The 12259-nt window shown below is 52.7% G+C and carries 7 protein-coding genes; 5 read left to right on the forward strand and 2 right to left on the reverse strand.

Features of this window, described 5'->3' with window-relative positions:
* Nucleotides 1-63 precede the first annotated feature (63 nt).
* The 4 genes from ACO064_RS18415 to ACO064_RS18430 all read left to right on the forward strand — a co-directional run bounded on the left by ACO064_RS18415 (nt 64) and on the right by ACO064_RS18430 (nt 6362).
* Nucleotides 64-402 (forward strand): PadR family transcriptional regulator, encoded by a 339-nt coding sequence (locus ACO064_RS18415; protein ID WP_114408301.1) that lies wholly within the window; start codon nt 64-66, stop codon nt 400-402.
* Complete coding sequence (locus tag ACO064_RS18420) at nt 399-3062, forward strand: ABC transporter permease (RefSeq protein WP_421828700.1); 2664 nt, start codon at nt 399-401, stop codon at nt 3060-3062. Before ACO064_RS18415 ends, ACO064_RS18420 begins: the two co-directional genes overlap by 4 nt.
* 111 nt (nt 3063-3173) lie before the next feature.
* On the forward strand, nt 3174-5876 hold the full coding sequence (locus ACO064_RS18425; protein WP_421828701.1) for an ABC transporter permease: 2703 nt from the start codon (nt 3174-3176) through the stop codon (nt 5874-5876).
* A gap of 111 nt (nt 5877-5987) precedes the next feature.
* The gene (locus ACO064_RS18430) at nt 5988-6362 is read left to right on the forward strand and encodes a permease prefix domain 2-containing transporter (protein WP_421828702.1); all 375 of its coding nucleotides are present in this window, start codon (nt 5988-5990) and stop codon (nt 6360-6362) included.
* Here the strand turns inward: ACO064_RS18430 and ACO064_RS18435 are convergent.
* Nucleotides 6352-7230, reverse strand: coding sequence for an IS982 family transposase (locus ACO064_RS18435; RefSeq protein ID WP_421826662.1), 879 nt, complete (start codon nt 7228-7230; stop codon nt 6352-6354). The two genes, ACO064_RS18430 and ACO064_RS18435, sit on opposite strands and share 11 nt — an antisense overlap.
* Before the next feature lie 72 nt (nt 7231-7302).
* Between ACO064_RS18435 and ACO064_RS18440 the strand changes: the two genes are divergently transcribed.
* The gene (locus ACO064_RS18440) at nt 7303-9546 is read left to right on the forward strand and encodes an ABC transporter permease (RefSeq protein ID WP_421828703.1); all 2244 of its coding nucleotides are present in this window, start codon (nt 7303-7305) and stop codon (nt 9544-9546) included.
* Nucleotides 9547-9739: 193 nt separating this feature from the next.
* On the opposite strand, the gene ACO064_RS18445 is transcribed toward ACO064_RS18440, so the two are convergent.
* Nucleotides 9740-12250, reverse strand: a complete 2511-nt coding sequence (locus ACO064_RS18445) for an ABC transporter permease (RefSeq protein WP_421831036.1) — start codon at nt 12248-12250, stop codon at nt 9740-9742.
* Between the last annotated feature and the right edge of the window lie 9 nt (nt 12251-12259).

Raw genomic sequence — 12259 nt, forward strand, 5'->3', positions numbered from 1 at the left:
TAGCTTATTAACGGATTTGGCAAAGGATTTGTACGATAAAATAGAGACTAATGCCGAAACCCGATGCGTCGTACTTATTTAGGAGAGTTTGAAGAGATCGTTTTGTTGATGGTGGCCATTCTCGACGGCGATGCCTATGGCGTAACCGTCAGCCAGGAGATTGAGCAGCATACGGGCCGCCAGGTGACGTTCGGAACCGTTCACAACACGCTCATCCGCCTGGAAGAAAAAGGGTTTGTGACTTCCCTGCTCGGCGGGTCCACCGCCGAACGGGGTGGCCGACGCAAGCGGCTGTTCAAGGTCACGGCACTGGGCAGCCGGGCGTTGCAGGACATTCAGCAACTCCGCAACGAACTCTGGCAACTGCTTCCTCCCAACACCCTGAAACTCGGCGGCTCATGAAACCGCCTATCCACCCACAACCGCCCCGCTGGGCGCAGCGACTTCTGGCCTGGCTTCATCCGTCGGAAACGCTGGAGGAAGTCGGGGGCGATCTGGATGAACTATACACCTACTGGCATCGGCGGACGGGCAAAACCGAGGCTACGGTGCGGTATGTGCTCAATGTCGTGTCGGTTTTGCCGCCGTTCGTGCGCCGACGGCAACGTAGAGAAACGAACCAAACCCCTTCAAACCTTCACCCTGCCATGCTTCAGAGCTACTTCAAAATTGCGCTCAGACATCTGATCAAAAACCGGGTGTATTCGTTCATCAACATCGGCGGTTTGGCCCTCGGCATGGCCTGCTGCCTGCTGATTTCCCTATACGTATACGATGAACTGAGCTACGACCGGTTCAACACCCACTACGAGCACATTTACCGCCTGGTCGAAAAGCAGCACCAACCGGGCGGAATTTTTGATGTAGCCGCCACGCCCGGTCCGTTGGCGGCCACCCTCACGAAAGATTTTCCGGACGTGCAGCAGGTCACCCGCGTCGGGCGGTGGTCGGGTTTGCTGAGCCAGGGCCGCCAGTCAGTCGAATCGAATCAGATGCTGGTGGTTGACCCCGGTTTTTTCAAAATGTTCAGTTACCGGCTTCTGCTGGGAAATCCGCTGACGGTTTTCCGGGCGCCCCATGAAGTGATTTTCAGTGAGGCCATGACCGAGCGGTTTTTCGGAGCCAACTGGCGGCAGCAGAACGTGCTCGGGCAGTCGGTCAAACTCAACAATGAGCAAACGCTCATGCTGGTGGGCGTGGCGGCCAATCCGCCGGTTCAGTCGCACATTGAGTTTGACGTCCTGCTGCCCTTCAAATGGCTCGAACGGAACGACGAATGGAGCATGAAATGGAACAGCAACAGCTACCATACCTACGTTCAGCTCAAACCCGATCCGTCGGGCGATCCTGCCGACCCGACCGCGTTTGCGGATAAAGTCCGGCACCAGCTCAAACGGTATGATGCGGGCAACGAAACGCCCCTGCTGCTGCAACCACTGTCGGAAATCTATTTATACTCGAAATTTGCGTTCGAAACCGACCACGGCCGGCGCAGTGATATTGCCTACATCCGCATCTTCGTCACGGTGGGGCTGATGGTGTTGCTCATTGCGGTGATCAATTTCATCAACCTGGCCACGGCGCGGGCTTCGCAGCGGGCCAGAGAAGTGGGCGTTCGGAAAAGCGTCGGGGCGCAGCGGGGGAGTCTGGTGACACAGTTTCTAGGCGAAGCCCTGCTGATGACCGTATTGGCCGTGGCAGTATCGCTGGCACTGGCCCAATTGCTGTTGCCGCTGTTCAACGATCTGGCGAACAAAAACCTGGAGGTTCCGTATCGGCTTCCGGTTTTCTGGCTCACGCTGGCCGGATTCACCGCTTTTGTCAGTTTGCTGACGGGCCTCTACCCGGCTTTTTTCCTCTCTTCTTTCCGGCCCATCCGGGTGCTCAAAGCTGGCGTTGCGGGCCATTTTTCGAACGTCAAAGCCGGGCGGGGTTTTCGGCAAACGCTGGTGATCGGGCAATTTGTGTTGTCCATCGTGCTGGCAATCAGTACCATCGTAATCTATCGGCAGTTGTCCTACATGCAGAATACCAAATTGGGATTCGATCAATCGCAGTTGTTGTACGTGCGACTCAAAGGCGATTTGCGCGGAAAGTCGCAGCTACTCAAAAGGGAAGTGGAGCAGTTGCCGGGGGTTGAACAGGTATCGACTGCGACGAGCAATCTGGTCAATATGAACAACAGCTCGACGATTGAATGGGAGGGGCAGGTGCCGAAAGATGAGTTTCTGATTACCAACATGAATGTCGATGCCGATTTTGTGAAAACCGTCGGCATGTCGCTGGTTGCGGGCCGGAATTTCTCGGCCCAAATCACCAGCGACACCTTGTCAAAGCTGGGAGCCTACCTCATCAACGAAACGGCCGCCAAACGCATGGGGTGGACACCCGTGCGTGCGGTGGGAAAACGGGTCAAATTCTGGGGGACGGATGGCACCATCGTTGGCGTGGTGAAAGATTTCCATTTCCGGCCTTTGCACGTCGGTATCGAACCCTTCATTTTTCGGTTCCGGCCCAAAGAGTTCTATTTTACGCTGCTGGTCAAAACCAAACCCGGTTTGGTGGCGCGAACGCTGAGCGACATCACGAGCGTATATAAAAAAATCGATCCCGATCATCCCATCAGCTACGGTTTTGTGGACCAGGATCTGGATGCGCAATACCGCTCCGAGCAGCGCATCGGGCGCATTATTCTCTGCTTTGCCATCCTGACGATTCTGGTGTCGTGCCTCGGTTTGTTTGGTCTGACGGCGTTTACGGCGGAGCAGCGCACCAAAGAAATTGGCGTTCGGAAAGTGCTGGGGGCCTCCGTTGCCAGCATCGTGGCGCTGCTTTCCAAAGACTTCCTGAAACTGGTGGTGATTGCGTTGGTGATTGCCAGCCCGCTGGCCTGGTACGCCATGAACTACTGGCTGGAGAGTTTCGTCTACCGAATCGAAATGCAGTGGTGGATTTTCGCCTTGGCTGCCCTTCTGGCTGTCGGCGTTGCGCTCCTGACGGTCAGCTACCAAAGCATCAAAGCCGCGCTGATGAATCCGGTGAAATCACTTCGTTCAGAATGAATACCAAAGGAATATCGAATCATGAACGCTGAATAACGAATATCGATGTAACCCCGCCGAATTTCGATATTCGTTATTCAGCGTTCGGTATTCATTATTACTACTTGGACTATGAACTTCTCAAATCCCCCACATCCGCCCCGCTGGGCGCAGCGGCTTTTGGTCTGGCTTCATCCGTCGGAAACGCTGGAGGAAGTCGAGGGTGATCTGGATGAATTGTACACCTACTGGCATCGGCGGGCGGGCAAAACCGAGGCCACGGTGCGCTATGTGCTCAATGTCGTGTCGGTTTTGCCGCCGTTTGTGCGCCGACGGTCTTTTAAAAACGAGTATTCCCAACCCTCATCGCTTCGCCCGGATATGATCCGCAATTATCTCAAAATCGCTTTTCGCAACCTGCTGAAAAACAAGGTTTTTTCGTTGGTCAATCTGACCGGATTGGTGGTCGGCATAACGGCTTGTCTGATGATTTTGCAGTATGTCAGTTTTGAACTGAGTTTCGACCAGTTTCATACCGACATCGACCGGATCTACCGCGTCACGAACGACCGTTTCCAGCAGGGAAAACGCATTCAGCACGGTACCATTACGTACCCGACCATCGGCAAAACGATGGCGCAGGATTACCAGGAGGTGGATGCCTACACCACGATGGTCAACGGCGGGACGGTGAAGATTCGGAGGGAGAAGTCGATTTTTCAGGAAGAACAGCTCTTTTACGTGGATGATCATTTCCTGACTTTTTTCAACTTCCCCCTGCTGGCTGGCGACGCAAAAACCGCCCTGAAAGCGCCAAACAGTATGGTGTTGACCGAGAGCAATGCGAAGCGGATTTTCGGCGTGGAGCCCAAAGAGTACGCCCGGCTGATTGGCCAATCCCTGTATGTCGATCTGGACACCGAACCGTTTCGCATCACGGGCATCATGAAAGATATTCCGGCCACGTCGCACCTGCAATTCAATACGCTGATTTCGTACGAAACCCTGGTCAGGACCTGGGGCGACTGGGTGAAAACCAGTTGGGACGGGTCGGATATGTGGCATTACCTGAAGCTAAAACCTGGCAGCGACGCGGCAGCTTTGGAGCAAAAATTTCCGGCCTTCAGTAATCGGTATTTCCAGGGTGACAAGGTGTCGGGAAGTGTGGAGAAATTCGCTCTGCAACCCCTGCGGAAAGCGCATCTTTACTCCGATTACGAGTACGAAATTGGCATTGTCAACAACGGAAAGGCGGTTTGGACGATGCTGATTATTGCGGCTTTCATCCTGCTCATTGCCTGGATCAATTACATCAATCTGGCCACGGCGCGGTCGCTGGAGCGGGCCAAAGAAGTGGGCGTACGAAAAGTGGCCGGGGCCACGTCGGGGCAACTGATCGGGCAGTTTTTGTCAGAATCGGTTTTGCTGAACCTGTTTGCGCTGGTTCTCGCTTTGTTACTAACGGTTTCGCTGCAACCGGTTTTGAATGAGCTGGTTGAGAAGCCGCTGTCACTGTCGTTGCTGATGGGTCAAGGCTATGGCGGAAGTGCCATGGCATTGGCGTTGGTAGGCGTGTTTGCGCTGGGGCTGTTCTTATCCGGTTTTTACCCGGCTTTTGCCTTGTCGGCTTTTCAGGCCATTCAGGTGCTGAAAGGCAGTTTCAAGCGGTCGGCCAAAGGAATCTGGGTTCGGAAATCGCTGGTGGTTTTTCAATACACGGCTTCGGTTGTCCTGATTATCGGGACGTTTATCGTATTTCGGCAGCTCGAATTTATGCGCAGAGAGAACCTTGGTTTCAACATGGATCAGGTGTTGGTCGTTTCCGGCCCCGATCTGACCCGCTGGGATTCGACCGCCATCGATCGGATCAATACCTTCAAATTGGAAGCAAAACAGTATCCCGCCATCAAAGCCGCTTCGGCTTCCATGAACCTGTTTGGAAAGCGCCTGCCGCGTTCGTTCAACGTGAAACGGGTTGGGTCGAATCAGGAAACGGGCGTAGCCGTCAGCCGAATGGCGATTGACCTGGACTTTTTCGACACCTACCAGATCAGGGTGCTGGCAGGTCGAAATTTCATCACAACCGACGCCAACCCGGATGGTCGAAAAGTGAAAAATACGGTGATCAATCTCTCTACGGCCAAATTGCTGGGCTTGCCCGATGCGGCTTCGGCCATTGGTCAGAAAATCACGTTTTTTGGCCGGGATTGGGAAATTGTCGGCGTGGTCAGCGATTTTCACCAGCAGTCGTTGCGGCACCCGATTGAACCTATTGTTTTCCAGCCTTTCTACACCAACGGCGGTTATTATTCGTTCAAAATCGCATCGACCGATCCGGAAAAGACGATTGACCAGATCGAACAGAAATTCCGGGAATTTTTCCCCGGTAATAATTTCTCGTACTTCTTTATGGATGAGCAATTTAATCACCAATACCGGGATGATCAGGTGTTTGGTAAAATCACCACGTTCTTTTCTTTCTTAGCGGTTTTGATTGCTTCGCTGGGTTTGTTCGGATTGTCGTCGTATACCATCGCGCAACGCGCCAAAGAAATCGGGGTTCGGAAAGTATTGGGCGCATCGGTGGGCAGCATTGTGGCCCTGTTGTCGAAAGACTTCCTCAAACTCGTGGGGATCGCCATCGTCATTGCCGCGCCCATCGCCTGGTATGCGGTTTCGAGCTGGCTGGACGACTTTGCCTATAAAATCGATCTGTCCTGGTGGATTTTCGCGCTGGCCGGCATCCTGGCCGTCGGAATTGCCCTACTGACCGTCAGTTTCCAAAGCATTAAAGCGGCCTTGATGAATCCGGTGAAGACGCTTCGTTCAGAATGAATACCAAAGGAATAGCGAATATTGAACGCTGAATAATGAATATCGAAATTCGGCGGGGTTACATCAATATTCGTTATTCAGCGTTCGGTATTCATTATTATTACTTTGACTATGAACTTCTCAAATCCCCCACATCCGCCCCGCTGGGCGCAGCGGCTTCTGGCCTGGCTTCATCCGTCGGAAACGCTGGAAGAAGTCGAGGGTGATCTGGATGAATTGTATACGTATTGGTATAACCGAGCGGGGGAAACTCAGGCGGTTTTACGGTATTTGCTCAATGTGCTGTCAGTTTTGCCGCCGTTTGTGCGCCGACGACAACGTAAACATCACTATAGTAACCCTTCAAACCTGCGTATTTCTATGATTCGGAATTATCTAAAAATCACCTTTCGCAACCTGAAACGACAAAAAGTTTCCACCGGCATCAACATAGTTGGGTTAGCCATCGGATTGGCTACCTGCATACTAATGCGAATCAAGAGATGAAAGCCATCATGTACAGCCCTGCGGCCAGCCTACCCAGACAGTGCAGTAGCAACCCTTTCTGAGAACGAACTTTGGAAGCCGTTTGGATGTGAGTTTTTTCAATTAGCCAATTAAAGAACGATTCCACCGGCTGACGGATCGAACTGACATAACTCGAATAAAGCTGGTCGGCGGCATCCAGCCGTTTTTGACCCTTTTTAAGTTTAATGGGCGTCACCATTTCGACCTGCTGCTGACAAAGCTGCGCTTGCAAAGGGGCCGAAGCATAGATTTTGTCTCCGACCAGGATCCGTTGCTCTACATAGGGCAACGTGGTCTGTTTGAGAACCGTCAGGTCATTGGCCGATGCGGGAGTAAAGTAAAAATGCTCCGGCAAAGGAATCGTCTCCCGGCGATCAAAGCCCACAAAGTGCAGTTTAAGGCCGTGGTAGTACAGCTTTTTAGTCGCGCAGAATCCTTTATCGGCCCAGTCCCGAGCTACTTTAGCTTGATAAGGCCGTTTGGAGACAATGATCGGCAGGGAATCGACCAGGCTAATGTGGTGATGACAAGGTCGGGTCTGCAACTGATGAACTAGCTCATCGATCAATACCTCGAATTGCCAGCTCACTTGATTGAGTCGGTAGTTGAAGGCTTGATAAGAGGGTAGTTTAGGAAACCAATCCAGCCAGTGATCCACGATGTAATCATAACTCTGTCGCATGGTGTAGCGTTGTTTAAGCAGCCCAAACAGATAAATCGTTATCAGTTCCTGGTCAGTAAAATCGGGTTGTCGATTATTACTTTGCCGTTGGAAATGTAAGCACAAGTGCCTATCATAGCACCGGCAAACGTAGTCGTAGAGAGCAATAAGTTGTAGTTGTAGCATTCTACAAACTTACATCTCAGACTGCGTTTGTCCATTTTAGTCTAATTCAACTCTTGATTCGCATTACTAATAATGCTATACGTGCAGGATGAATTATCCTACGACCGGTACAATGAGAAAGCAGATCGGATTTTCCGGGTCAGACTCAACCTGCGGTTGAACGGTAAGGACCTTGGTGGAGACGGTTTAGGCCAGAATGCCGCCCGAAATTTGAAACAGGAATTCCCCGAAGTAGTAAACGCAACGCGTATCCGCGGGGGAAGTGAGTTCGTCAGCTATGGAACCACCTCATTCCGACAAGATAACCTGCTGCTTGCCGACTCCTCTTTTTTCGAAGTATTCACCATTCCGTTCCTGAAAGGGAATCCGAAGCGGGCGTTGACAGAGCCAAACACGGTGGTATTGACCGAAGAAACCGCCAGGAAATACTTCGGTAATCAGGAGCCGATCGGAAAAATCCTGTCATTCGGCAGCGACAAGACGCCCTATCGGGTTACAGGCGTGGTCCGAAATGTACCGACGAACTCTCATTTTCAGTTCGATATGCTGGCGACGCTGGTCGGTCGTGACGAAATCATTGATGGGTCGGGCTGGTTGTATAACATGAGCTATCAAACCTATCTGCTTCTGCCCGAGCGCTACGATTATAAACGGCTGGAGGCCAAACTTCCCCAACTTGCCGAAAAACAGATTGGGAGTGAAATACAGCAATTCCTGAAACTGACCCCAAAACAGTTTCGCGAGCGGGGTGATGATTTCGGCGTTTTCCTGCAACCACTCACCGAAATCCATTTGTATTCCAGGACAGAATCGAACAAGGGGAGGGATATCATGTACCTATACGTGCTGACAGCCATCGCCGGCTTTATGTTGCTGATTGCCTGTGTAAACTTCATGAATCTGTCGACGGCCACGGCGGTCCGTCGTTCGCGTGAGGTTGGGGTACGTAAGGTGATGGGGTCGGTGAAAGGACAACTGCAGCAACAGTTTCTGCTCGAATCGGTTCTGTTGGCGCTGTTGGCACTGTTGGTTGGTTTGCTGGTTGTTGGTATAGCACTTCCTTACTTTAATCAACTCACTGGCAAGACCCCGACAATCCATTTATTGACCGAGCCTTACATAGCGGCTGGTTTGGTAGCGGGAACGGTATTGGTGGGACTGCTCGCCGGTAGCTACCCGGCTTTTTACCTGTCTTCCTTTAAGCCGGTTTTGGTCTTGAAAGGGCGGTTTAAAGCCGGAAAAGGGAGTTTCAACCTGCGAAGCGGTTTGGTGGTCTTTCAGTTTTTCATCACCATTTCAATGATTATTGCCACCGTTACGGCAGATCGACAACTGCGCTACATGCAAAGCCAGAAAGTGGGTTTTAATCGCGAACAGGTACTGGTGATTCATGATTCGAACATGCTTCGGAGCAACGAAGCCGTATTTCGCGATCAGATCATCCGATCTCCGCAAGTCGTCATGGGGAGTATTTCGGGGCAGGTTCCTGTCGGGAAAACCAACCTGGATAACACCACCGTCAGGGCTAAGGAAAATCCGGAGCAGGGCGTCATGACCCGGTTCTACTTTGTTGATCCGGAGTACATTCCTACTTTGGGAATGCATATGGTCCAGGGGCGCAATTTTTCAAAACAGTTTCCTACTGATGCTTCAGGGGTTATTCTGAATGAAACCGCTGTTCAGGCATTGGGCTGGCAGAAGAATCCGATTGGAAGGGAGTTGATCGGCTCCACGGATGATAAGGGCGCCTATGTAATTTACCGGGTAGTTGGCGTGGTAAGCGATTTCCATTTCGAATCCCTGCGGCAGAAAATCGGGCCATTGGCCATGTTTTTGGGTAGAAACTCCGGCAACATTCTGGTCAAAACCCGTACAGATAACCTTCCGCAGCTTCTCACTTCCTTAAAGCAGCAATGGGAGGTATTTTCGCCCGCAGCCCCTTTTTCCTATTCGTTTCTGGACGACCGGTTTGAACAGGTTTATGTCGGTGAGCAAAAAATAGAACAAGTATTAACTCTCTTCTCCAGCCTGACGATCTTCATCGCCTGTTTAGGGCTATTCGGATTGGCAACCTACAACGCCGAACAACGTACGAAAGAGATTGGCGTTCGGAAAGTGCTGGGCGCATCCGTGGGCAGTGTGGTAGCCTTACTCTCCAAAGACTTTCTCAAACTCATTCTGATCGCGCTGGTACTGGCTTCTCCGGTTGCCTGGTGGGGCATGACCAATGGCTGGAAGAATTTGCCTACAAGGTTACAATCGACTGGTGGATTTTTGCTTTGGCCGGGCTTTTGGCGGTCGGAATTGCCCTGCTGACAGTCAGTTTCCACAGCATCAAAGCCGCGTTGATGAATCCGGTGAAGACGCTGCGAAGCGAGTGAAAATTAAGGGAATATCGAATAATGAATATTGAACACTGAATAACGACGTCGGTCCGTGTGATTTTGATTCTGGTCGACCATTTCGATATTCGTTATTCAGCGTTCAATATTCATTATTAAAACCGTTGTTACCCTTCCGCCCGCAACACTTCCAGGGGCGGCCGCACCAGCACCCCGCGGCTGTTGAGCAAACCGATGACGATGGTCAGGCTGGTGACGATGCCCACAACCGCCAGCAAGGGCACGAAATTGGGGCTGAACGGCACTTCGAAGACGAAGTAAGCCAGCGCCCAGGTGCCAAACAGCGACAGCACAATACCCGAAAAAGCAGCCAGCAGGCCCAGAAACAGGTATTCGATCAGCGTAATGAGCAGAATCTGACGGCGGTTGGCGCCCAGTGTTCGGAGCAGAACGCTTTCCTGAATCCGCTGGTATTTGCTGATAATGACCGAACTGCTCAGCACCAGCAAACCGGTAATGATGCTGAACAGGGCCATAAACCGGATCACGAACGAGACTTTTTCCAGCACTTCATCGATGGTTTGCAGAATCAACCCCAGGTCAATGGCCGACACGTTCGGAAAATTAGTGACCAGATCGCGCTGAAACGAGGCCGATTGCTGCGTGTCGCCAACGCGTGTCATCAACACGTGGAACTGCGGTGCCTGATCAAGCACGCCTTTCGGAAAAACAATCAGGAAATTGGTCTGAATGCGGTTCCAGTCCACCTCGCGGGTTCCGCCCACGATGGTTGGCACGATCAAACCCTGCACGTTGAACGTCAGTTTATCGCCCAGCTTCAGTTTCATTCGCTCCAGATACCCTTTTTCCACCGAAATGTAGACCTGGTTATTGGTCTGGTAAGGTGCTTTTCCGGCGGTTAGTTTTTCGGAACTGATCAGCGAATCGCGGTAGGTCACGCGGTATTCGCGGGTCAGCGCCCAGTCGGGAATTTTGGCACTCGTATCTTTCTGAATGGCTTCCACCGTCCGCCCGTTGATTTCGGTCAGCCGCATGGTCACCACCGGAACGTTCTGAAGAACCGGCAAACGGTGGTTTTTGACCAGTTGCTGAACCCCGGCTTTTTGCTCATTCTGAATATCGAACAGCACCATATTGGCCTGATTGCCGCTGGACGAGAGTTGCACCCGGCTCAACAACAGCGTCTGGGTCAGGTACAGCGTCGCAATCAAAAAGGCCCCTAATCCAATCGAAATTACCAGAATAAGTGTCTGATTCTGGGGTCGATACAGGTTCGCCAGACTTTGCCGCCAGATGTAACTCCACGAAACCGGGAAAAACCGGCGTACCAGAACCATCAGCAGTTGGCCGATGCCCGTCAGCACGCCAAAGGCAAAAGCCAGCCCGGTCGTAAAACCGACGGCCATTTTCCAGTCGCGGATCTGCCAATAGGCAAAACCGGTAATCGACAGCACAATCAGGAAATAAACCGCCCACTGGAGCGGATCACGGCCGGTTACATCGTCGTCGTACGAACTGCGGAGCGTGCGGAGGGGCGACACCTTCCGGATCACCAGCAACGGCAGCAGCGCAAACAAAATGGCAATGATCAAGCCCGCACCGACGCCCTGGGCAACGGCTTTCCACGATACTGTTGTGACGACGTCGACCGGCAGAAAACTACCGAAAACCGTCGGCAACATCAGTTGCACCACCGAACCCAGAATGGCCCCGACGACGGCCCCCAGCAGGCCCATCAGCGAGGTTTGAATGAGGTAAATCAAAAACGCCTGCCGACCCGTGGCCCCCAGACAGCGCAGCACGGCCACCGAAGCCACTTTCTCTTTCACGTAGAGATGCACGGCACTGGCCACGCCCACGCAACCGAGTAACAAAGCAACAAAGGCGACGAGGTTTAAAAACTTGGTCAAGTCCGCGAAAGCCCGGCCGGTTTGCTCTTTGCGTTCCGTCACCGTGTCGGAATTGATGCCCAGTTTGTCGAGCCGGGACGAAATCGTTTTGAGGTATTTGTCAACATCGGTACCGGGAGCAAACTGGTAATACGACCGGTAGGTGGCCCGGCTGCCGCGTTGGAGCAGGCCGGTTTCCGGCAGAAAACCGTACGGAATAAAAACCGTCGGCGCCACCGTGGTCGTCACCGCCGACTGCCCCGGAATTTTCATCACCCGACCGGCTACGTAAAACATCAGCTTCCCGACTTTCACCGAATCGCCGGGTTTGGCATTCAGTTGCACGAGCAGCGCATCATCGACCAGCGCAACCCGCTGCCGGTTTTGATTCGCTTTCCGAAAGAGCGCAACCGCATCGGCGGGCTGAGTGTCCCAAGCCCCGTAATACGGAAATTTCCCCTGAATGGCTTTCACCTGCGCCAGCCGGACGCCCTGGGAGCGCGGAAACAGAACCATCGACGGAAACGCCACCTCCCGGCTACGTTCCGGGCTGATTTTGGCCAGAAACTGTTCCGTGCTTTTGTTGATTTCCTTGTTGGACGACAGCACCAGATCGGCACCGATCAGTTCGCGGGCCTGCTCATCGACGCTGCGCGAGAGGTTGTCGCCAAACGAATTGATGGCGACCAGGGCCGCAATGCCGAGCACAATGGCCGACATGAATAAAAACAGCCGCTGTCGGCTCCGGCGACTGTCGCGCCAGGCCATTTTCCACAG

The organism is Larkinella sp. (assembly GCF_965227735.1).
GTDB lineage: Bacteria > Bacteroidota > Bacteroidia > Cytophagales > Spirosomataceae > Larkinella.

Coding starts and splice junctions, on each gene's coding strand:
- ACO064_RS18415 (WP_114408301.1), top strand. CDS start 64: ATGCGTCGTACTTATTTAGGAGAGTTTGAAGAGATCGTTTTGTTGATG.
- ACO064_RS18420 (WP_421828700.1), top strand. CDS start 399: ATGAAACCGCCTATCCACCCACAACCGCCCCGCTGGGCGCAGCGACTT.
- ACO064_RS18425 (WP_421828701.1), top strand. CDS start 3,174: ATGAACTTCTCAAATCCCCCACATCCGCCCCGCTGGGCGCAGCGGCTT.
- ACO064_RS18430 (WP_421828702.1), top strand. CDS start 5,988: ATGAACTTCTCAAATCCCCCACATCCGCCCCGCTGGGCGCAGCGGCTT.
- ACO064_RS18435 (WP_421826662.1), bottom strand. CDS start 7,230: ATGCTACAACTACAACTTATTGCTCTCTACGACTACGTTTGCCGGTGC.
- ACO064_RS18440 (WP_421828703.1), top strand. CDS start 7,303: ATGCTATACGTGCAGGATGAATTATCCTACGACCGGTACAATGAGAAA.
- ACO064_RS18445 (WP_421831036.1), bottom strand. CDS start 12,250: ATGGCCTGGCGCGACAGTCGCCGGAGCCGACAGCGGCTGTTTTTATTC.